A 21,291-nucleotide genomic window follows, 5' to 3' on the forward strand; every position below is an offset into this window, starting at 1 on the left:
ATGGCCCACGTGGTCCTCAAAGATCTCGTCAAGACCTACGGCAACTTCAAGGCCGTCAACGACGTTTCGCTGACGGTCAACGACGGCGAGTTCGTTGCGCTCGTCGGCCCTTCAGGCTGCGGCAAGACAACCACTCTCAATCTCGTCGCGGGGCTGACCCCGATCACCTCGGGCGACATCGTCATCGGCGACCGGGTGGTCAACGACCTCGACCCCAAGGACCGGGACATCGCAATGGTGTTTCAAAACTATGCGCTCTACCCGCAAAAGTCGGTTTACATGAACCTGGCGTTCCCGCTGCAGATGCGCAAACTGCCAAGGGACGAGATCGACAAGAAGGTCAAGGAGGCGGCGCGGGTGCTCGACATGACGCACCTGCTCGAGCGCAAGCCACGCGAACTTTCGGGAGGCCAACAGCAGCGTGTGGCCCTCGGCCGCGCCCTTGTGCGCGATCCCGCCGTGTTCCTCATGGACGAGCCGCTCTCCAACCTCGACGCCAAACTGCGCGTACAGATGCGGTCCGAAATCAAGCGCTTCCACCAGGACCTCAAGGCGACGATCATCTATGTGACGCACGACCAGCTCGAAGCCGTGACGATGGCCGACAAGATGGCGGTGATGAACGGTGGCTTCCTGCAGCAATACGATTCGCCGGCGCAGGTCTTTGCCCATCCGGTGAACATGTTCGTCGCCAGCTTCATCGGCAGCCCGGCGATGAGCCTCATTCCGCTGGAGATATCGACAGCGAACGGCGGCACCGTGTTGACCAGCGCGGAGGGCTGGAGCCTCGGGCTCTCGCCGCGCAACGTCCAGAAGGTCACGAAGGCAACGACCAAAAAGGTCGTGCTCGGCGCACGCCACTCGACGATCAAGCTGCACAAGACTGCAGTGCCAGGCAGCATTCCGGCCAAGGTCTACACGGTGGAGCCAACCGGAGACGTGACCTTCGTGCAGGCGTTCCTGTCCGGTGCCATCGTCAACGTCAGCGTGCCACCGAACATTGCCGTGACGCCCGACGAGCGGATCTGGCTCGAGTTCGACCAGGAGCGGATGCATCTGTTCGACGGCGAAACCGAAATGGCCCTCGAGGCCAGCTGAGCAGGCGGATGCGTGTGGGACGTGGGTGTGGATGACCAGGAAGCTTAAGATTACCGCGATCAAGCCGTATCCGGTGTGGGTGGGAACGCGCAACCAGATGCTGGTCAAGGTCGAGACCGACCACGGCATCTTCGGCTGGGGCGAGAGCGGCCTGAGCGGCCGCGAGAAGGCCGTGGCTGGCGCGGTCGAGCACTATCGCGAGTTTCTGGTCGGACGCGACCCCATGCGGATCGGGCGGATCTGGCAGGAGCTTTATCGCAGCCAGTATTTCGAAGGCGGCCGCGTTCTGCAGGCGGCGATATCCGCCATCGACATCGCCCTTCACGACATCAAGGGCAAGGCGCTGGGGGTACCGGTCTACGAGCTGCTGGGCGGCAAGCAGCGCGACCGGATCCCCACTTTCGCCTCGACCGGAGACGAGGCCGAGGGGGACGTGGCCATCGAACGGGCCCGCGAACTGCACGCGCAGGGCTGGCAGGCAATCCGCTTCTTTCCCGTCGGGCAAAACAGCAAGGATGTCTTCGAGCCGCGCGAGTCGATCGGCGCTACGGCGACGATGCTTAACAAGGCGCGCCGGGCACTGGGCGACGACGTGGTCCTCGGCATCGATTATCATCATCGCCTGTCGGTGGCGGAGGCGGCGAGCTTCTGCAACAAGCTCGACCGCGGCGTGCTCGATTTCCTCGAGGAGCCGATACGCGACGAGACGCCGGAAGCCTACGAATCCCTGCGCAAGATGACCGAGATCCCCTTCGCCATCGGCGAGGAATTTGCCAGCAAGTGGCAGTTCCTGCCCTATGTCGAGCGCGGCATCCACCAGTTCAACCGGCTCGATATCTGCAATGTCGGCGGCTTCACCGAGGCGATGAAAGTCGCCGGCTGGAGCGAGGCGCACTATGTGGACCTGATGCCACACAATCCGCTGGGTCCAGTGTGCACGGCCGCGACCGTGCATCTCGCCGCCGCGGTACCCAACTTTTCGTGGCTCGAGACCCGGGCGCCAGAAGCAAAGCTGGGCTTCGACAATTCCGAATTCTTTCCGGTGCAACCACGGCTCGACGGCCCCGATTATCCCGTCACCGATCTGCCGGGGCTCGGCGTCGAGGTCAACGAACAGGCGGTCCAGGCGCAAAGCTTCCGTTTCTGGGAAGCGCCCCACCTCAAGCGCCGCGATGGTTCTGTCACGAACTGGTAGTTCCCTTTCAATCGGAGTCCACAATGACGCATACTTCCGACATCACGCGACCGCCCAGGGATCTGATCGACGCGCTAAGGGAGATCGGCGCCGCGACGGTTGCCGGCACGCTTGGCCATATGGGCTTCAGAAATCCGCATATGGTCGGCCCGATGGCGCAGAACCATGGCAAGTCGATCGTCGGGCCGGCGCTGACGCTGCAGTTCCTGCCGCAGCGGCCCGATCTTTTCAACGAGGGAGAATATGCCGATCCGGAGACACAGCTGCACCGGCATGTGCTGTACCACGCACAAGAGGGGGATGTGGTCGTGGTCGACGCGCGCGGCGACATGAGCTCGGGCGTGTTCGGCGATATGATGTCGACATACTTCAAAGGCAGAGGCGGCGCGGGTATCGTCATCGACGGCTGCATGCGCGACCGGCCTAATGTCGAAAAACTCGACCTGGCCCTATGGCTGCGCGGCTGGACGCCCAACTACCATGTGCAAACCAGCATCTATCCCAATGCCGTCAACGTTCCGATTGCCTGCGGCGGCGTCACGGTGATCCCCGGCGACATCATCGTCGCCGATGATGACGGGGTGGTCGTGCTGCCCGTCGCAATGGCCGCGAAGGTGATCGAGGAATCCCAGAAGCATCACGACTGGGAGGAGTTCTCGCGAGAGAAACTCATGCAGGGCGGGTCGTTGCAACGCTACTATCCGCTCCACCCAAGTGCAAATGATGAGTATGAGGCTTGGCGGAAGGCTAACCCGAAATCTTGATGGACGGACGAGGTCACGGGTATCTCCCAGTCGTCCATTGCCTTGTCAGGCACGGGCTTATTGCCGCGCCGTCGGCTCTCGCACCAAGCTGATCGTGTCACCGATACCGTGCCTGGTTCCATTTGTGGCCAAGCAGCGAAAGGATGATGATCAACCCGTTGAAGAACTGGACATAGAAGCCGCTCAGGCCAGCCGCCACGACGCCGGTTTGGATAAACGACACCGTGACGGCGCCGATCGCGCCGCCGGCCACCGTGCCGATGCCGCCCCAGGTCGGCGTGCCGCCGACGAACACCGAGGCCAGCACCGGCAAGAGATAACCGTCGCCGGCCGTTGGCCACCAGGTGAAGTTGATCATTACGGAGAACGTGCCGGCGATCGCGGCCCCGATGCCGACGAAGACGAACACTTTCACCCGCACGCGCTTGACGTCGATGCCCATCTGCTGGGCACTGTCGGGATTGTCACCGACCACCCTCACCTGCGCGCCGAAGCGGTGGCGGTTGTAGAGCATCGCCGAAAAGACGACGAAGGCGATCGCCCAAAAAATCTGCACCGGAATGCCCCAGATCTGGCTGGAGAAGATCCGGTAGGCCCAGCTGTCGGCAAGGCTGGTCAGCGAGGTCGATCTGCCCTCATTGATGATCTGGATCAGGCCGCGCAGCAGGAAATTCATGCCGAGCGTGGCGATCAGCGACGACAGCCCGCCATAGACCACCAACGACCCGACGAGGAAGCCGAGCAGCGTGCCGGTGACCAGCGCTGCCGCAATGCCGAGGAACGGATCATAGCCGGCCTGCACCACCAGCGCGAAGACCCAGGAGGCGAAACCCATCGTCGCGGGAAACGACAGGTCGATCTCGCCGCAGGTGACGACGAAGACCAGCGGCACGACCACGAACAGCGCCACCGGAAGCGTGGTAAGCACGGCGCTGTAGAGATACCAGGTTGTGAAGACCGTCGGGTTGGCGATCATGAAGACCGCCATCATGACGATGAACACGGCGAGCGTGCCAAGCGACGCCCGATTGTCGAGGACGAAGCCGCGCAGCCAGTGGTCGGACGGGTGCTTCCACTCGTTCCGGGAACTGCCTTGGCGGGAGATGCCGGCCGACGGCTCGTGCAGATCGGGCTCCATGGTCTTGCTCATCGTGCTCTCCGCTCCGCGTCGCCGGTGTCGTGCAGTCCGGCCAACCCGCCCGGATGCGCGACGTCTTCCATGAAGTTGATGAGATCCTCGGCCGACTTGACCTCGCTCCGGTCGGCGGTGAGCGCGACCTTGCCGCGGTCCAGCACCACGAAGCGATCGGCGATGTCGAAGACATGATGGATGTTGTGGCCGATAAACAGGATCGAGCGGCCGCTCGCCCGCACCTGGCGCACGAAATGGAAGACCTTGGCGGTCTCGGTCAGAGACAGTGCCGTCGTCGGCTCGTCGAGGACGATCAGCTCCGCCTGCTTGTAGATGGCGCGCGCGATCGCCACGCCCTGGCGTTCGCCGCCCGACAGCTGGCCGACGATCGAGTGCGGCGTGAATACTTTCGAGGTGAAGCCGATCTCGCGCATCAGCCGACTCGCCTCCTCGATTTCCTTGCCGACCTTCAGCCAGCCGAGAAAACCGGTGAGTTCGCGGCCCATGAAGATGTTGCGCACGATCGTCTGCTGTACGGCCAGCGCCCGGTCCTGGAACACCGTTTCGATGCCGGCCTCGCGCGAACGTGCCGCATTCCATCCGGTCACCGGCTTGCCGCGGATGAGGATCTCGCCGCTGGTCGGCTTTACCACGCCGGAGAGGATCTTGATCAGCGTCGACTTGCCGGCGCCGTTGTCGCCGATGAGGCCGACCACCTCGCCGCGGTCGACGCTGAGATTGACCCCGCCAAGTGCGTAGACGTGGCCGTAGGACTTGGCGATATCGCGCAGTTCTATGAGACGTTCGGCCATCGGATCCTCGCTTGATTATCTCGCACCGGCCTTCTCGCCGGCGGTGCCGCCGGCCGGGGCCTGATCCCGGCCGGCGGCTTGGGAGGTCAGCGCAGCGCCTGTTTGGCGAGTTCTGCGACGATTGCGTAATTTTCGGGCGTCACGAAACCGGCGCCGGTGTCGACATTCATCGGCGCCAGACCCAGCACCACTTGCTGGCAAAGGCTGAGGATCGGCAGATAGCCCTGCAGGAATGGCTGCTGGTCGGCCGTCAGCTGCACCCAGCCGCCCTTGAAGCCCTCGACGATCTGCGGGCTGGTGTCGAAGCCGAAATTGAAGATATCGCCGGGCTTGCGCCCCGCCGCCTGCATGTAGGTGGAGACATTGCCGAGCATCTGTCCGCCGGGATAGCCGACCGCCTTGATGTCGGGGTGATTGAGGAGCGCCGCCGTGATCACCGGGATGGCGAGGTTGGGGTCGGACGCCCACTCGCCGCTCGGCGGCGAGGACAGCTGGATGACCTCGACCCCCGCCTCCTTCAGCGCCGCCACCGTGCCGCGCTCGCGCGCGCCGCGGTTCTCGTTCTCGAACGGACCGATCATGATTGCCTTGTCGCCGGCCTTGAGCTTGCCGAGCTTGAACGCTTCGGCGCCGAGCGCGCGGCCCTGCTGTTCCTGCTGCGCGCCGACATAGCCGCCACCAAACGCCGCCGTCACCTTCGGCACCGGGACGTTCTGGTACATCATCTTGATGCCGTCCTTATGCGCCTCTTCGGCGAGCGGCATGATCGCGGCGTCGCCCGGATGGCCCATCATGGCGATGCCCTGGGGCTTGACCGCGACCGCTTCGCGCAATTGCTGCACCATTTTCTCCGCGTCCCACTGGGAGAAGATGTAGTCGACCTTCGGCCCGAGATCGGCCGCGGCCTGCTTGGCGCCATTGTAGACGATTGTGCCGAAGGCGTCGCCCTCGGCGCCGCCGACGAAGAAGCGGATGTGGACGTCCTTGCACCATTGGGCGTCGAGCGCCTGCGCCGGCAAGGTGGAGATTGCCGCGGCAAGCGCCGTGGCCGCCGCCACGACGGTCGTGCGCAGAAATGTCGTTCTGGTCGCGATGCTCATGCACGTTCCTCCCATTGTTTCCCTCGTCAGCCGAGGGGTTTTTCGAACGATTGCCTTGGCAGTAACCTTACGGCCGGCTCCTCCCGCCGACCGGTCCTCACGCTGGATTTGGCAGGTAGCTCGCACCTCCCCGGCATAACTTGAGATACTCCAGGGCGCGTGCTTGTCCCGTGATCTCGAGGTCACCGCGATAGACCGGGTCGTGCCAGCCTTCGATGTCGATGGCGCCCTTGTATCCGGCCAGCCGCAATTCGCTGATCACCCGCGTCCAGTCGCTGTCGCCGAAGCCCGGCGTGCGCATCTGCACGAATGGCAGCCGGCCGAACACGCCGTGCTCGCGAATGACGTCCCAGCGCACTGTCGCGTCCTTGCCATGGACGTGGAAGATGCGCGGCGCCCATTTGCGGATCTGTGGCATCGGATCGATCAGATAGACGAGCTGGTGGCAAGGCTCCCATTCGAGGCCGAGATTGTCGTCAGGCAACTCGTTGAACATCAGCTCCCAAGCATCGGGATTGTGGGCGATGTTCCAGTCGCCGGCGGCCCAGTTTCCGTCCATCGCACAGTTCTCGAAGGCGATGCGGACGCCTTTGTCGGCGGCGCGCCTGGCCAGCGGTCCCCACACCTCGCGAAAGCGCGGCAGGCTGTCTGTCAGCGGCTTGCCGCGGAGCCGGCCGGTAAAGCCGCAGACCATCGAGGCGCCGAACAAATGCGCATTGTCGATGACCGTCTCCCAGGCCTGGAGCACGCCACGGTCGACATCGCCGCCCTCCAGCGGATTGCCGAACACGCCGATCGAGGACACCGTGACATCGGCATCGCCGATCGCCTCGCGGATCTGCCCGGCCAACCGGGGTAGGTCCTTGCCACCCAGGGTCTGCCAGAAGAAGGGTTGGATGCTCTCGAAGCCGAGCGGCAGGATTGCCTTGATGTAGGCGGCCGGGTCGTCGAGGTTGGCCCGCACCATGGTGCCGATCCTGATGTCGAGAAGCGGGTTTGGCATCATTGTGCTTCCTTTGCGATCATCAGGCGACGTCCGGTTTCGGCGCTTTCGATGGCGCCAAAGACCATGGCCAGGCTCTTGATGTTGTCGGCGCCGCGCGTTTCCGGTTCTGTGCCGGTCTCGATGGCGCGCATGAAATCCCTGATGATGCCGAGATGGCCGTCGATGCGGTCGGCGGGATCGAGCGCCGGCACCTCGATTGGCTGGATCTTGTCGAACATGCCGTCGCGGCCCGGCATCACCACTTCCGCCTTCAACCCGTCATGGCCGTCCCAGATCAGGCTGCCGCGCTCGGCGACGATGCGCCAGCTGCCCTCCCAACTGGTGCGGAAGCCGGCCGCGCACCAGCTGCCCGCATAGGTGAAGATCTTGCCGCCGCCGAGATCGAAGACCGCGCTGGCCGATGAGCCCTGTCGGTACCAGGAATTGGCCGGTTCCCATTCCTGGCAATGGACGGCGGCCGGCTCGCCATTGACCATGTAGCGGGCGGCGTCGAACGTGTGGATCGCCATGTCGAGCAGCAGCACGTGCGCCATCTCTTCGCGAAAACCGCCGAAATGTGGTGCGACGAAAAAGTCGGCGTGGATGCTGGTCGCGGCACCGATGGCGCCGGAGTCCAGAAACCTCCGGATGCGCCGGACATTGGCGACGTAGCGGCGGTTTTGGACGACGGCATGGATGCGCCCGGCCTGGCGGGCGGCCTCGACGATGGCGCGGGCATTCTCCGGGCTATCGGCGAGCGGCTTTTCCGTCAGCAGATGGCAATGATGGGCAAAGGCGGAAAACGCAACGTCGCGCCGGGCGGCGGGAACCACCACATCGAACACCGCTTGCGGTCGGGTCTGGTCGAGCACGGCGTCGAGACTGGTGCCGATGACGGCACCACCGAGATCGTATTCGCGCGCCCTCGCCTTCGCCCTGTCGGCATCGAGGTCGACAAGGCCGACAATGGCGAGCCCGTCGATCTGCCGCGCGGCATCGAGCCAGGCCTTGCTCATCGCTCCGCAGCCGACAAGAACGGCGTCGATCATCCAGCTCTCCTCCTCTCGGCCCCTCCAGGCCGATCGTTCCGGCATTCACGGCGTGACCGTAAACGTTTTTCCGTAAACGTTTACGAGAACACACCCGAAGGCGTAGAATGTCAATCGGCCGCCGGCGAAAATCGTCGTTGCGCCTTGGCCCGGGCGGCCACCGGTGCTAGCCAAGCAAGGGGAGAACAGTCACTTGGCGTCCACCATTCACGACCTTGCCCGTCACCTGAACATTTCGATCGGCACGGTGTCGCGGGCACTGAACGGCCGCGCCGACGTCAATGCCGACACGCGCCAGCGCGTTCTCGAGGCGGCCAGGGCTCTCAACTATTCGCCGAACCAGTCCGGCCGCAGTCTCAGGCAAGGCGCTACCCACTCGATCGCCTTCATGCTGCAGCCGCATCCGGGCGACCAAGAATATGGCGAGCCGTTCTTCATTCCGTTCCTGACTGGGTTGCAGGGCCGGCTCGCCGAAAGCGGACTGGACCTGATCGTGGTGATGGGCGCGCCGGGCGACTATCAGCAGGAGCGCCTGCGGCGTGTCGTCGAGACGCGCCGTGCCGATGCGGTGGTGCTGGCCTGGACGCGGCGCGAGGACGAGCGCATCGACTATCTCACCCAGGCCGGCTTCCCCTTCGCCACGCTCGGCCGTAGCCGCTCCGGCGACAAGGCCTACCCCTCGCTCGATCTCGATTTCGAAAAAGCAGGCGCCGACGCGGTCGACCGGCTGGTGGAGCGCGGCCACCGCCGCATCGCTGCCATCCGCCCATCGCTCGATCTGAATTTCGGCTATCTGTTCCTCGACGGTTACCGCAAGGCCTTGCGCCGGCATGGCATCGCGGTCGATCCCCACCTGATTGCCGACGGCTTCATCAACGAGGCCGGTGGCTACGAAGTGACCCCGCGGGTGATGCGCCGCAAGGACCCGCCGACCGCCATCATCTTCAACAATGACGCAATGGCGCTAGGGGGATGCAAGGCGCTGGCCGAGATGGGGATCAAGCCGGGTCACGACATGGCGGTGACCGTCATCGTCGATACGCCGCTCTGCCGCTATTTCTCGCCGGCGCTGACTGCTTTCCGCCCGGCGCTGCAGCCGATGGGACGGCGGCTCGCCGAAATGCTGCTGGCGTCGCTTCCTGCCTTCGCCGGCCCGGAGGGTCCACGTATCATGCGCGAGGTCTGGCCGCTGGAGCTAATTGCGCGCGATAGCGATTGATGTACCAGATCCCGGTGCAGATCGAGGCCGCGGCCGCCTGAACGAGGAGCTTTGCCGGATACCAATTGTCCGTGGCCCGGAAACGATGCCGCTTCAAGCGATCGCGGTTCGGCTTCCACCGGATCACGGCAGGCGTCGCCGGTGACCTGCCGGGCGTCAGTCGCGCGACATGGACAGCCCCGTGAGAAGCGGAGCGTACGCGGCGAGCCTGCCGGATACGAACTCCGTGAAGAGCCGCACGCGCTTCGTCTTGCGTGTGTCCCCCTGTGTGAGAAGCCAGAGCGTTCCGTACATGTGCAGGTCGGTGCCTGGCACCCTCACCAGTAGGGGGTCGGCATCTCCGACGAAGCACGGCAGCGTCGTGATCCCGAGCCCTTGCCGAACGGCAACGATCTGCGCCTCGCCGTCCGTGGTCCTGAATGGAACCCCGGTTGTGCGAACCTCGCCCTCGCTGGCCCAGTCCGGTATTCCATGAATGCTTATGACGATCCACCGGATGGGATCCGGCGCGCCCGCACGCCACGCGGCCAGTCGATCGCGGGACATGTAGACGCCGCCGAACAGCTCCGGTCCCTTCAGTCCGTGAAGATTGAGCGGCAGGGTTTTGCGGTCGTAGACGACGCGGATCGCCACGTCGGCCTCTCGGTTGGTCAGATTTGCCAGCTCGCCGACCGACAAGATTTCCATCTCGATGTCGGGATGCAGATGCGCGAAATCGGCGAAGTCCGGCATGAGCAGGTGTGTCGCGAGGGGCGGTGCCAACGTCACCCGAAGAAGCCCGCGCACACTCTGGTCGCGACCGAAGACGCGGGTCTCCAGCTGGTGCGAGGACGCTTCCATCTGGTTCGCGAGCTCGAGGACCGCTTCGCCCGCGGCCGTCAGGCGGTAGCCCGAAGGCAGCTTTTCGAACATCTGCGCCCCGAGGCGTTCCTCGAGCTGTGCGATGCGTCGCAGCACGGTCGAGTGATACACCCCGAGGCCCTCGGCGGCTGCCCGCACCGAGCCTCCGCGCGCGACGGCGAGAAAATAGCGAATGTCATCCCAGTCGATCATGGTGCAATCCAGCACCGCGCGGTGCGCCTTCCAAAGCCCGTATCTAACGCCATCGTACAGCAGTACGGCCGTCATCATAGCCTATGTCGATGGGCGCAGCCCAATTTTCGAACGGCAGACACCGATCACCGTGGCTGGCATTAGTCGTTCAACCGGATCGATTTTGCACCACCGATGTGCGCCCTTCCGCACTCAACGCCTGGCTGCAGCGAACCCATCTTGAGGTTCTCGGGGGCCTCCCCGAACGACCAAAGTTGGAGTTTGAAAGGAAAAATCATGGGAAAGCTCGAAGGTAGGGTTGCCGTCATCACGGGTGGATCGAGCGGCATGGCGCTGGCGACCGCCAAACGGTTCGTTGAAGAAGGCGCGTATGTTTTCATCACTGGCCGGAGGCAGGAGGCGCTCGACGAGGCCATCAGGCTGGTTGGCCGGAACGTGACCGGCGTGCGCGGCGATGCGGCCAATCTCGACGACCTCGACCGCCTGTTCGATACGGTCAAGCGGGAAAAGGGCAAGATTGACGTCCTGTATGCGAGCGCCGGCACGGGCGAAGCCGTCCCACTGGGCGAGATTACCGAGCAGCATTTCGATGCCACCTTCGGCCTGAATACGCGCGGCACACTGTTCACGGTGCAAAAGGCGTTGCCGCTGTTCAACGATGGCGGATCGATCTTCATGACCGGATCAGTGGCTTCGGTGAAAGGTTTTCCTGGTTACAGCGTGTATGCGGCGAGCAAGGCGGCGTTGCACGCATTCGCACGCGGGTGGCTCAACGAGCTGAAGAGCAGGAATATCCGGGTGAACGTGCTGCACCCGGGGCCGATCGCCACACCGATGCAGGACCAGGTTCTCACCGAGGAGGCGAAGCGGATGTTCGAATCCCTGATCCCGCGGGGAAAGATGGGGCGTCCTGAGGAAATTGCGACGGCCGCGCTGTTTCTTGCTTCAGACGATTCGAGCTTCGTGAACGGGCTGGAGTTGTCCGTCGACGGAGGCTTCTCGGCCATCTGAAATCGCGTCGCCATGCAGCGAACGGATAACCCAGCGCCGTTGAGGCCGGGAAATCAATACCAACACGGATCGGAGAAGCATCATGAGCTATGCGATTATAGGATTCGGTAAGATAGGCCAGGCCCTCGCCCACGCCTTCGCCCGTAATAACATCGACGTGACCGTCGCGAGCCGCCGGCCGCCCGAGGCGTTGGCGCCGCAGGCTCGGGCAATTGGACCCACGGTCCTCGCCAAGTCGCTGCGGGATGCACTCGAGGCCGACACAATCATCCTGGCGGTCCCGTTCGGGGAGCACCGCGAGGTTGCGAAGGCCCTGCCGAGCTGGAAAGGCAAGACGGTCATCGACGCGATGAACGCGTTTCCAGTCCCTGAAGAGTTGGACGGTCTCCCGTCCTCCGCCTTCGTCGCCAAGGCGTTCAGCGGCGCCAAGTTCGTGAAAGGTTTCAATCACCTGATTGCGGCCATGCTGGCTGCCGATCCGATCGTCGAGGGCGGGCACCGGGTCGTCTTTCTGTCAAGCGACGACGAGGACGCGGTCGCGCCCGTGGTGGCCTTGGCCAAACAACTCGGGTTCGCACCCGTCAAGCTGGGAAAACTCGACGAGGGCGGCGCGCTGGTGCACGCACGCGGCCGCATTTGGGGCCAGCTCATCTTCCAGGATTTGTTCAAGAAGGAGCAGTAATCGATCTACGATCCGTATGATCGATGCCGAGAACCGGTCGCGTGCCAATTTCTTCGAGCAGCGCGCGACCGGCATCCCTCCCACCGGCGTTCTCGGCCGGCAAGTTCGCCAACAACTGTTGCGCCGCTTACGCTAAGTCTATCCAGGACCGCTCTTTCGCCCGCTTTGAGGTCTCGTTGCCCGCGAGGTAGACTGCTCGCATGACCTTCAGGCTCATCTTCCTCGGCACCTCGGCCAGCGTGCCCTCGGCCGAGCGCAACCACCCGGCGCTGCTCGTTGAAGCCGGCAGTCAACGGGTGCTGGTCGATTGCGGGGAAGGCACCCAGCGTCAGCTTCTGCGCAGCGGCGCCGGATTCAGGCGACTTGATCGCCTGCTCCTCACGCACGCGCATTTCGACCACGTGCTCGGAATTCCGGGCTTGTTCTCGACGCTGCGGCTCCGGCAGAGCGAGGACCTTGTGACCATTCATGGCAGCGCCGACACTCTCGAGGTCGTCGCCCGCATGCTCGCTGGCCTTTGGGGTGAGGGATGCGCGCCGATCCCGCTGCAACTGGTGCCGCTTGTGCCCGGAGGCGTGTTCGACGTGGATGAGTTCACGGTCGACTGCTTTCAAGTTCGCCATCGCGACACCGACAGCTACGGCTTCGTCTTCGAGACGCCGGCGCGTCGTCACCTCGTTTCGGACCGCTTGGCAGCTCTCGGTGTGCCAGACGGCCCGATCCGGAAGGACTTGGCCGAAGGCCGCTCAATTTCTCTCCCCGACGGCAGGACGATTGCTCCCGAAGCAGTTCTCGGACCACCCGAGGCTGGCAAGAAGCTGGTCATTGTAGGTGACACCGAAACCACCGATGGATTGGCCGACAAGGTGAGCGGCGCCGATCTGCTTGTCATCGAAGCCACATTCCTGGAACGAGATGCAACGATGGCGCGCGACTACGGACACCTGACAGCCGCGGAGGCAGCATCGCTGGCAGCGACCAGTGATGTAAAGCAACTCGTTCTTACGCACATCTCCGGCCGCTATCCCGACGACGAAATTCTCGCGGAAGCCGTCCGGACGTTTACGAACAGCCTTGTCGCAACGGATTTGAGCACCCTCACCGTCTGATGGCAGAGCCATGACATTCAGAATTGGCATCATCTCGGACACGCACGGTCTGCTGAGGCCGCAGGCGCTGCGCTGCTTGGCCGGGGTCGACCACATCATTCATGGAGGAGACATCGGTCGCCCTGAGATCATCGCAGCGCTTCGCGGTATCGCACCGGTTACCGCAATCAGAGGAAACGTGGACACCGGTGGGTGGGCAGTGGAATACGCGGAAACCGAGCTCGTCCGCCTCGCCGGGCGAGCAATCTATGTGCTTCATGATCTCAAGACGCTGCAGATCGACCCGGTTGCCCAGGGCATCGATTTGATCGTGTCCGGTCACTCGCATGTGCCAAGCATGGAGACAGTGGATGGCGTGCTCCATTTGATCCGGGCAGCGCTGGCCCACGGCGGTTTAAGCTGCCTGTCACCCTTGCGACGGTCGACATCACCCGGGACAGCATGCAGCCCTCGATGTGGAGCTTGGTAAGCGGCTGAACCGCGCACCCATACACGTCCACGCTTATATCCGACGGTCTCCTGGACTCTTCACCAGACGGCCAGACGCGCCGCAACGCGGAGAGAAGCATTTTCCACGACAGGTCGGCGGGGGTTCTCGCCGCGTCGGGAGTTCTCGCCGCGCGCGGTGTTGGACTGAACCGTCATTTCTGGCGAAACGCGGAGTGGAACGACACAACCAGCGGGCCTAAAATGTAGTCGAGTGCCGTGCGTTGCTCGGTAACGATCATGACCGACGCCGGCATGCCCGGATAAAGCGCGATCTGTGGGGCCGCGGCTAATTCCACCGGATCGACCGCCACGTCCGCGAGATAATAGGGAAAGCCGGTCTTGGTGTCGGTGATGCGATCCGCCGAAATGCGGGTGACGCGTCCATGAATGATGGGTATCGAACGCTGCTTGTATGATGTGAAACGAACTTCGGCGGCCATGTCGGGACGCAGGTTCGATATATCCTCGACGCGAACCTGTGCCTGGACGATCAGCGAAATCTCGGTCGGCACGATGTCGAGGATGGTCTGGCCCGGCGCCACGATCGCACCGATCGAGAAAACGCTTAGATCCATCACTTGGCCGTCATAGGGCGCGCGCACTTCGGCCCGGTCCATGGCAGCCTGGGCGGCGAACATCTTGGGTATGAGGTCGGACAGGTTCGATTGCGTATCGATCAACATGGCCGACAACTTGGTCCGGCGCTCATTGGTCAATTGTGCGATCTGGCTCTCGAGTTCGGCTTTGCTCTGTTGGCTGCCGCCGATGGCGCCGAGATTATCGTCGATCAAGCCCTGCAAATCCGAGGCCGACCTTTCCAGTTCCAGGATGCGTGGGCGGGTCGTCAAACCGGCCTTGAGCAGCTTCGACAGGCTGGCCTTCTCGTCGATCGTCGATTTGAGCTGGGCCTGGTAGGATTCGACTCGGGACTGCTTGCCCCGTATCTGCTCCTCGAGCTCGGCAATACGCCGCTGAAGGATCTGTTTGGCGCCGGCCATCGAGGCGCGTTGGCTTTCCAGGTCGGCGATCTGGTTTGCCATTGCGTCCTTGAGGTAGTCCTCGTGCTCTTTGAGGATGTCCTTGGGAAAGGCAACAGCCTCGCTGCCGTCCAGTTCGGCACGGATCCTGGCATCGGCTGCGCGCAACAGCGCATATTGCTGGGCATAGAGATTGAACTCGGACCGAATCCTGGTGTCGTCCAGCTTCAGCATTATGTCGCCCTTCCTGACGACGTCGCCATCCTTGACGCGGATCTCCTTCACCGTACCGCCGTCGAAATGCTGGACGCTCTTGCGATTGCCTTCCACCTTGACGATGGCATCGGCGAGCACGGCACCGTTCAGAGGGGCAAAGGCTGCCCAGCCGCCGAAAATGCCGAAAAAGGCCATTATGATCAGCAGGCCGATATAGGCCGGCACCCGGATGGAATCCGGAGCCAGGATGCCGGCCTCGCCGGGCAGGCTATGGTAAGTGAGTGCGCTGTCGCTCATCGATCTCTCCGACCACGGCTCATTGGGTCGCCACCGCCATTGGCGCCGCGCGCTGGTTGAGCAGCGCCACGATCTCGTTTCTCATGCCGAACGCCTCGACGGCGCCATCGCGCAACAGGAGGATCTTGTCGACATTCGCCAAGGTCGAGGGACGGTGCGAGACGATGATAACCGTGCTGCCGCGACGCTTGAGCTCGATCGCGCAGTCGCTCAGCGCGCGGTCGCCATCGGCGTCGAGGTTGGAACTCGGCTCGTCGAGAATGATCAGTTTCGGCGTTCCAAACACCGCCCGGGCAAGAGCAATCCGTTGCCGGTATCCTCCCGACAGCACGGCGCCGCCCTCGCCGATCTGCGTCTCGTAGCCCTGCGGCAGGCGGATGATCATCTCGTGTACGCCGGCGAGCCGCGCGGCCTCGATCACCTCCTGGTCGACATTGGTCTTGAAGCGCCCAATGTTGGCGGCGACCGTATCGGAGAAGAGTTCGATATCCTGCGGCAGGTAGCCGATGTGATCGCCGAGCGCGTCGTGCCCCCATTGCGACAGGTCGGCGCCATCCAGCCTGACCGTGCCTCGGCTGGGTTGCATGACGCCGGCAAGGTGGCGCGCCAGGGTCGACTTGCCGGCGCCGGAGGGGCCAACGATCCCGAGCGCCTCGCCAGCCTCCAGCCGAAACGACACCTCCCGCAGAAGCACCTTCTGCTGGCTGAGAATTGCAAAGCTGACCTGTTCGACGGAGATCGTGCCGCTGGGCTTGGGCAGGTTGAACGCCCTTTCGTTGCGCGCGCCGCCGTCGACCAGCTTCTCGACCCTGGCCAACGCTGCCCGCGCCAGGATCAGGCTGCGCCAGAGGCCGACGATCTGCTCGACAGGCTGCAGCCCCCTGCCCAGCAGGAGACTCGCCGCGAACATGGTGCCGCCGGTAATTTGCCGTTCGATGACCAGATAGGCTCCGAGGCCGAGGATCAGCGATTGCATGGTTAGCCGCAGGAACCGGATAAGGCCCGACATCAGGGCGGCGCGGTCGCTTGCCTCCGCCTGGCGCCGCAGCGCCAAGTTGCGGTCGCGCCCCCAGCGGCGGATGAGACCGTCGATCATCCCCATGGCGCGAACGACTTCCGAGTTCCTGAGACTCATCTCGGTGAAGTTATAGTTGTTCGTCGCCAGCTCGTTGGCCTGCTTCAGCGGCGAGCGCACGAGATACTCGTTGAGCACGGCCATGCCGATCAAGAGCAGCGAGCAGCCGAGCGCGAAGAAGCCGAGCCAAGGATGCAGCAGGAAGATGATGCCGATGTAGATGGGCGACCATGGCAGATCGAACAGGGCGTGGATGCCGCTGCCGGTGATGACCTGCCTGAACGTATCGAAGTCGCGGATCGGCTGGCTCGGCGAGGAGCCGGGCGATGGGGTTTCCACGGACGCGGCGAGGATCCTTGCCGAGAGCAACCGGTCGAGCCGGGCGCTGGCACGCGTCAGGATCCAGGCGCGGACAAGGTCGAGACCGGCCAGCGAAAGGAACGCCGCCAGCAACACCAGGGTCAGCATCACCAGCGTGGTTTCGCTGCCGCTGGTGACAACCCGGTCGTAGATCTGCAGCATGTAGAGTGGGGAGGCGAGGTAAAGCAGGTTGATCGCCAGGCTGAATGCCGCCGCAACCAGGAAATAGCGGCGGCATGCCCGAAGCGCATCCTTCACAATTCGAGACTTGCTATCCACTTCCAGAACCCCACTCGATACTCGTCAGGTCAAGGGAGCCGCCGCAGCCGGCGGCCCTGTTCGCTCACACCACCAAGTCGCTCGAAATCGCCCCACTGCCGATGCCGGTCAGCGTGAATTCCGCCGGATTGTACGAAACGACGGTATGGCCCTGGCCATCGTCGGCAAGCTTGAAGGCGTTCGCATCATAGCTGCCGACCAGATGCAATGCGGCGCCATGGGTGCCGTCCGAAACGCTCAGCGTTCCGCCGCTGCCATCCTGGTTTGCCTGATAGACGGCCGTCGTTCCCGCACCGAACAGGATATCGCCGAGGTCCAGTCGGTCATCATTGGTGATGCCGCCGATGCGTCCGCTGTAGTCGAAGGAATCGTCGAGTTGCAGCGTGCCGGCAGCGTCGTGTCCGAAGGTGACGTCCGTCGACGAGGCGCCGCCGAACTCCAACTTCGACAAGTTGCCGATGGTGGCATCGCCGTCGCCGGTGACTTGGCCATGGATGACGATGTCACCGCCATTGGCCCAGAGCATGCCCGAATTCGCCAGGCCGCCGGTGATCGTCAGCCCGCCCGAACTTGTTGCTTCCAGCGTTCCGGAGTTGGTGACGACACTGCCTCCGGTATCGATGACCAGCGCATTCGAGCCGGAGGCGATGATGGTCCCCCTATTGTCGAGGCTGAGCATGCCGCCGCCCAGCTGGCCGGCGCCCGCGATCGTGTTGTCGACGTTGACGAAAGTGACATCCGGCCCGGTGCCGGAAATCATGTTGGCGGCGCTGTCGGACAACAGGATCTGCCCGCCTCCCTGCAAGGTCACGCCGTGCTGGATAACCTGCAGCAGCGTATCGCTGCCGGTCGAGTCGAGCGAGATCAGGCCGCTGTTGTTGATAATGCCGCTCAGCGGCAGCAACGCGCCGTCGCCGATCGTCATGGTGCCTGAATTGTTGACCACCGGCGTCTGATCGAAGACGAAATTGCTTGCCGTGAGTGCGCCCGAATGCACGCCGTCCAGCGTGATCGACTGTCCGTCGCCGAGCGCGATCACCGCATTGCCGTTGGCATCGTCGGCGATGTGCGTCTGGAGGTCGGCAAAGTCTGCCAATCCACTGTAGCCGATGAGGTCGATCTGGTCGGCCGCGGCGTCGAAATTGTGCACCGTGTCGGCGCCGATCGGCTGCGAGAAGACGAAGAGGTCGTTGCCGTGCGAGCCGGTCAGCACGTCGTCGCCGGACCAGGCAAAGATCGGCGATCCCGGAGCGTAGGCCTCGACATTATCGGCGATCGACGCGCTGCCCAAGGTGCCGTCGGCGTTGATCCAGCTCATCTGGACGTCGAGCACCGCGGCACCGGTGAAACTGACTGGCGTGGTGACGGTCAGCCCGTGCAGGTCGTTGGTCTGCACCGTCCAGCTGCCGTCTGCATTATGGGTTGCGCCGTCGATGGTCCAGCCTGAGGGAACGTCCTTCACCGTAACGGTGACGAGCGCGCCTTCGTGTGAGGGGTCGGTGAGGGCGAGATTGATGGGCTCGCCGGAGGTGCCAGCGGGAGCCGTGAATTTTGTGCTGCCGCCGCCCCCACCGTTGGTTTTGAACGTGACGCTATCCACGGCCGTGGCGGAATTGTGCGCTGTGCTGTTGTCGGTGACAACTGCACTTATCTGATGGACAGAGTTGCTTACCGGGAATGGAGCCGATCCATCATCAAAGGTATGAACATAGTTACCGCTAACCGATCCAGCGGCCAGTTCTGCGGCGGTCATGGTATAGATGAGAACGGGTGCACCTCCATTTATGCTGTCATACAACTGGACGCTCTGGATACCGCTGGCATCCGTTGCATGCACAGTGAAGGTAGACTGTTGCTGGCTTGAGCTTAGCGCATGACTTATCGAAACACTCGGAGGGGTGGCGTCGCTACCTGTTACATTGATCGTCGCCGTGGCCGAGCCAGTATCCGTCCCGCCGTTGGCCGTGCCGTCACCATCCACTAATGTAAAGGTGACGGTCTTGGCGATAGTTCCACTGGTTGCGTTCGCATAGAGGATGTGATCGGCAAGGGCCTGCGCGGCCACGGCGGTAGCATTGGTGTTGAATGTTATGACTAGGCTCGACCCGCTCGTGCCGCCGGTGAAAGTACCGATGATCGTTCCGCCATAGGTGACATTGCTGCCGCTGACGCCGATCTGGCCGGCGCCCGTGCCCTGGTTCTGGATCGCCAGTTGATCGGCGGACGTGCCATTTGCTGTGAACGCGACGGTCAGCGACCCTCCGCCGAAGTTGGCGGAGTCGATATCCGTTACTGTTCCCGCAGGAGCGATGGCAGTGGCGGCAGATCCAGCGGTATAGTTCAGGGTCGCCGAGAAACCAGCTGAGGCACCGTTCAGATCTACTACGGGCGCGTCGTTGGCGCCGTGGATGGTGACGGTGATGAGCTGCGAGGTGCCGTCAGCCGTGGCCACCGTGATGCTGTCGGTGTAGTCGGTGCCGCCCACGAACTCGTTATGGGCGCTGCCCATGGCGTAGGTCCAGTGACCCGTAGCGTCGATCGAGAACGTGCCGTAGCCGTTGCTGCCGGCCACGTTGGTCTGCACCACAAAGGCGTTCGAGCTGTCGGGATCAGTGGCAACCAGGGTGCCGCCGGTCGACTGCGCCGCATTGGTCTCGGTGAGCGCGGCCGTGCTGGTGCCGGTGATGACGGCCGCGTCGTTGGTGCCGTGGATGGTGACCGTCACCACCTGGGCGGTGCCGTCGGCGGTGAGCGCGGTGAAGGTGTCGGTGGTCGTGTCGCCGACATTGAGCGCCTGGACCGTGGCGTTGCCGTTGTCCAGCGTATAGGTCCACTGGCCGTCGGCGCCGAGCTGATAGGTGCCGAGCCCGCCGCTGGTCGCCGTTCCGGCGGCAACCGCCTGCCAGCTGTCGGGCGTGTTGTCGACGTCGGTGTCGTTGAGGTCGCCGCTCGCCGTCGGTGTCCCGGCGATGGCGTTGGCCACGCCGCCGGCTTCGGTCACGTCGCCGCTCGCGGTGCCGGTGATGACGGCCGCGTCGTTGGTGCCGTGGATGGTGACCGTCACCACCTGGGCGGTGCCGTCGGCGGTGAGCGCGGTGAAGGTGTCGGTGGTCGACTGGCCGACATTGAGCGCCTGGACCGTGGCGTTGCCGTTGTCCAGCGTATAGGTCCACTGGCCGTCGGCGCCGAGCTGATAGGTGCCGAGCCCGCCGCTGGTCGCCGTTCCGGCGGCAACCGCCTGCCAGCTGTCGGGCGTGTTGTCGACGTCGGTGTCGTTGAGGTCGCCGCTCGCCGTCGGTGTCCCGGCGATGGCGTTGGCCACGCCGCCGGCTTCGGTCACGTCGCCGCTCGCGGTGCCGGTGATGACGGCCGCGTCGTTGGTGCCGTGGATGGTGACGGTGATCACCTGGGCGGTGCCGTCCTGAGTGTGGACGGTAAAGGTTTCAATGAGGTTCTGGCCGACGTTGAGCGCCTGGACGGCGGCATTGCTGTTGTTGAGTGTGAAAGTCCAGACACCGCCCGTCGTCATCTGGTAAGTGCCGTAGCCGTGGTCACTTGCGCTTCCGGCCACGACCGCCTGGAATGTATTGGGCGTATTGTCGACGTCGGTGTCTGTCAACGTACCGGTCGCCGTCGGCGTACCAGGAACTCCATTGCCGACACCACCTGCCTCGATCACCGAGCCCGTAACGACACCGGAAATCACGGCTGCGTCGTTGGTTCCGGCGAACTGTACGGTTGCGGTTGCCCAACTGAGCGTTCCATTGCCGAGCCGAATGGAATAGATAAACGTGTCAGTCAGGTACTGTCCTGCATTCAAGCTTTGTAATTGCGCCCTGAAAGCCACTGACAAGGTAGACGGGTCGTATCCCACGCGTCCGTCGGATGTTATCCAGATCTTCGCACCGTTATAACTTGTGTCGGAACTGGCGGTTTCCGCTCGCCCCAGGTCTTGTGTCAACAAATCAGCAGCGGAGTATCCACTCATCGCGCCTGTATTGTTGATCCCGTTGTCGACCGACCAGAGCGTCTTGGCGTTCCCGCCGAGATCGTTGGCCATCACATTCAGGAAGATGGGTTGAGAACTATCCTCGTTGAGCCCGGTGGTGCTGCTGGTGAACAGATCGTCCTGTGCTTGCGGTGTATTGGAGAACGACGTCGTGGTGCCGCCGGCACCGGTGACCTGAGTAGCCATTTTTCAACCCCTTTTCCCTATGACAGACGCCCCTACGCCTGTTTGTTGACAGCCCTGCACGACCACGCCCTGTCCGGGCGTCGATCCCAAAAATCGGCACACAACTGGGTTGGAAGTGCAGTGCGCCATCAGCGCGCCTGCCGGGCAAGAAATGCCGGCTGGAGCTAGCGGATGATGATCACATGATGGCGGCG

The 21,291-nt window shown here is 63.4% G+C and carries 16 protein-coding genes and 1 pseudogene; 8 read left to right on the plus strand and 9 right to left on the minus strand.

The features are described 5' to 3' along the window. Genes EN850_RS18050 through EN850_RS18060 form a run of 3 tightly spaced genes read left to right on the plus strand, consistent with a single transcriptional unit; the run spans nucleotide 1 to nucleotide 3,057 of the window. Nucleotides 1–1,098: an ABC transporter ATP-binding protein gene (locus tag EN850_RS18050; protein WP_135921911.1), complete on the plus strand. Its 1,098-nt coding sequence runs from the start codon at nucleotides 1–3 to the stop codon at nucleotides 1,096–1,098. A gap of 31 nt (nucleotides 1,099–1,129) precedes the next feature. After that, entirely contained in the window at nucleotides 1,130–2,293 is a 1,164-nt protein-coding gene (locus tag EN850_RS18055; protein ID WP_136091933.1) for a mandelate racemase/muconate lactonizing enzyme family protein, read from the plus strand. Nucleotides 2,294–2,316: 23 nt separating this feature from the next. Beyond that, nucleotides 2,317–3,057: a ribonuclease activity regulator RraA gene (locus tag EN850_RS18060; protein ID WP_135916039.1), complete on the plus strand. Its 741-nt coding sequence runs from the start codon at nucleotides 2,317–2,319 to the stop codon at nucleotides 3,055–3,057. A gap of 97 nt (nucleotides 3,058–3,154) precedes the next feature. Here EN850_RS18060 and EN850_RS18065 read toward each other — a convergent pair whose 3' ends face one another. The 5 genes from EN850_RS18065 to EN850_RS18085 form a co-directional block, all read right to left on the minus strand. Continuing rightward, entirely contained in the window at nucleotides 3,155–4,207 is a 1,053-nt protein-coding gene (locus EN850_RS18065) for an ABC transporter permease (RefSeq protein WP_127275494.1), read from the minus strand. Further along, complete coding sequence (locus tag EN850_RS18070) at nucleotides 4,204–5,001, minus strand: ATP-binding cassette domain-containing protein (protein ID WP_136091934.1); 798 nt, start codon at nucleotides 4,999–5,001, stop codon at nucleotides 4,204–4,206. Before EN850_RS18070 ends, EN850_RS18065 begins: the two co-directional genes overlap by 4 nt. 86 nt (nucleotides 5,002–5,087) lie before the next feature. Continuing rightward, nucleotides 5,088–6,101, minus strand: a complete 1,014-nt coding sequence (locus EN850_RS18075) for a substrate-binding domain-containing protein (protein ID WP_136091935.1) — start codon at nucleotides 6,099–6,101, stop codon at nucleotides 5,088–5,090. Nucleotides 6,102–6,198: 97 nt separating this feature from the next. Then, a complete protein-coding gene (locus EN850_RS18080) occupies nucleotides 6,199–7,107 on the minus strand; it encodes a sugar phosphate isomerase/epimerase (RefSeq protein WP_135864922.1) in 909 nt (302 codons plus the stop codon). Next, a complete protein-coding gene (locus EN850_RS18085) occupies nucleotides 7,104–8,135 on the minus strand; it encodes a Gfo/Idh/MocA family oxidoreductase (protein WP_136091936.1) in 1,032 nt (343 codons plus the stop codon). Before EN850_RS18085 ends, EN850_RS18080 begins: the two co-directional genes overlap by 4 nt. 193 nt (nucleotides 8,136–8,328) lie before the next feature. On the opposite strand from EN850_RS18085, the gene EN850_RS18090 reads away from it, so the two are divergent. After that, nucleotides 8,329–9,354: a LacI family DNA-binding transcriptional regulator gene (locus EN850_RS18090; protein WP_135881787.1), complete on the plus strand. Its 1,026-nt coding sequence runs from the start codon at nucleotides 8,329–8,331 to the stop codon at nucleotides 9,352–9,354. 156 nt (nucleotides 9,355–9,510) lie between these two features. Here the strand turns inward: EN850_RS18090 and EN850_RS18095 are convergent, their stop codons facing one another. Beyond that, nucleotides 9,511–10,407 (minus strand): LysR family transcriptional regulator, encoded by an 897-nt coding sequence (locus EN850_RS18095; protein ID WP_136091964.1) that lies wholly within the window; start codon nucleotides 10,405–10,407, stop codon nucleotides 9,511–9,513. A 276-nt stretch (nucleotides 10,408–10,683) separates the two neighbouring features. Here EN850_RS18095 and EN850_RS18100 point away from each other — a divergent pair, with 276 nt between their 5' ends. The 4 genes and pseudogenes from EN850_RS18100 to EN850_RS18115 all read left to right on the plus strand — a co-directional run bounded on the left by EN850_RS18100 (nucleotide 10,684) and on the right by EN850_RS18115 (nucleotide 13,686). Beyond that, nucleotides 10,684–11,418: an SDR family oxidoreductase gene (locus tag EN850_RS18100; RefSeq protein ID WP_136091937.1), complete on the plus strand. Its 735-nt coding sequence runs from the start codon at nucleotides 10,684–10,686 to the stop codon at nucleotides 11,416–11,418. 82 nt (nucleotides 11,419–11,500) lie between these two features. Further along, nucleotides 11,501–12,100: an NAD(P)-binding domain-containing protein gene (locus EN850_RS18105; RefSeq protein WP_246689237.1), complete on the plus strand. Its 600-nt coding sequence runs from the start codon at nucleotides 11,501–11,503 to the stop codon at nucleotides 12,098–12,100. Nucleotides 12,101–12,300: 200 nt separating this feature from the next. Beyond that, complete coding sequence (locus tag EN850_RS18110) at nucleotides 12,301–13,209, plus strand: MBL fold metallo-hydrolase (RefSeq protein WP_136091939.1); 909 nt, start codon at nucleotides 12,301–12,303, stop codon at nucleotides 13,207–13,209. A gap of 10 nt (nucleotides 13,210–13,219) precedes the next feature. Beyond that, a pseudogene (locus tag EN850_RS18115) lies at nucleotides 13,220–13,686 on the plus strand (metallophosphoesterase family protein). Nucleotides 13,687–13,850: 164 nt separating this feature from the next. Here EN850_RS18115 and EN850_RS18120 read toward each other — a convergent pair. From EN850_RS18120 to EN850_RS18130, 3 genes are all read right to left on the minus strand, one after another. Continuing rightward, nucleotides 13,851–15,188: an HlyD family type I secretion periplasmic adaptor subunit gene (locus EN850_RS18120; protein WP_136091940.1), complete on the minus strand. Its 1,338-nt coding sequence runs from the start codon at nucleotides 15,186–15,188 to the stop codon at nucleotides 13,851–13,853. 19 nt (nucleotides 15,189–15,207) lie between these two features. After that, nucleotides 15,208–16,902 (minus strand): type I secretion system permease/ATPase, encoded by a 1,695-nt coding sequence (locus EN850_RS18125; protein WP_127870428.1) that lies wholly within the window; start codon nucleotides 16,900–16,902, stop codon nucleotides 15,208–15,210. 64 nt (nucleotides 16,903–16,966) lie between these two features. Next, on the minus strand, nucleotides 16,967–21,097 hold the full coding sequence (locus tag EN850_RS18130; protein WP_189591148.1) for a VCBS domain-containing protein: 4,131 nt from the start codon (nucleotides 21,095–21,097) through the stop codon (nucleotides 16,967–16,969). Nucleotides 21,098–21,291: the final 194 nt, after the last annotated feature.

It is taken from the genome of Mesorhizobium sp. M8A.F.Ca.ET.207.01.1.1, from assembly GCF_004794715.1.
Classification (GTDB): Bacteria; Pseudomonadota; Alphaproteobacteria; order Rhizobiales; family Rhizobiaceae; genus Mesorhizobium.

What these genes read in the sequence shown, in the direction of transcription:
- EN850_RS18065 (WP_127275494.1), bottom strand. Translation starts at nt 4,207, where the DNA reads ATGAGCAAGACCATGGAGCCCGATCTGCACGAGCCGTCGGCCGGCATC.
- EN850_RS18070 (WP_136091934.1), bottom strand. Translation starts at nt 5,001, where the DNA reads ATGGCCGAACGTCTCATAGAACTGCGCGATATCGCCAAGTCCTACGGC.
- EN850_RS18055 (WP_136091933.1), top strand. Translation starts at nt 1,130, where the DNA reads ATGACCAGGAAGCTTAAGATTACCGCGATCAAGCCGTATCCGGTGTGG.
- EN850_RS18120 (WP_136091940.1), bottom strand. Translation starts at nt 15,188, where the DNA reads ATGAGCGACAGCGCACTCACTTACCATAGCCTGCCCGGCGAGGCCGGC.
- EN850_RS18100 (WP_136091937.1), top strand. Translation starts at nt 10,684, where the DNA reads ATGGGAAAGCTCGAAGGTAGGGTTGCCGTCATCACGGGTGGATCGAGC.
- EN850_RS18060 (WP_135916039.1), top strand. Translation starts at nt 2,317, where the DNA reads ATGACGCATACTTCCGACATCACGCGACCGCCCAGGGATCTGATCGAC.
- EN850_RS18105 (WP_246689237.1), top strand. Translation starts at nt 11,501, where the DNA reads ATGAGCTATGCGATTATAGGATTCGGTAAGATAGGCCAGGCCCTCGCC.
- EN850_RS18080 (WP_135864922.1), bottom strand. Translation starts at nt 7,107, where the DNA reads ATGATGCCAAACCCGCTTCTCGACATCAGGATCGGCACCATGGTGCGG.
- EN850_RS18130 (WP_189591148.1), bottom strand. Translation starts at nt 21,097, where the DNA reads ATGGCTACTCAGGTCACCGGTGCCGGCGGCACCACGACGTCGTTCTCC.
- EN850_RS18110 (WP_136091939.1), top strand. Translation starts at nt 12,301, where the DNA reads ATGACCTTCAGGCTCATCTTCCTCGGCACCTCGGCCAGCGTGCCCTCG.
- EN850_RS18075 (WP_136091935.1), bottom strand. Translation starts at nt 6,101, where the DNA reads ATGAGCATCGCGACCAGAACGACATTTCTGCGCACGACCGTCGTGGCG.
- EN850_RS18085 (WP_136091936.1), bottom strand. Translation starts at nt 8,135, where the DNA reads ATGATCGACGCCGTTCTTGTCGGCTGCGGAGCGATGAGCAAGGCCTGG.
- EN850_RS18095 (WP_136091964.1), bottom strand. Translation starts at nt 10,407, where the DNA reads ATGATCGACTGGGATGACATTCGCTATTTTCTCGCCGTCGCGCGCGGA.
- EN850_RS18050 (WP_135921911.1), top strand. Translation starts at nt 1, where the DNA reads ATGGCCCACGTGGTCCTCAAAGATCTCGTCAAGACCTACGGCAACTTC.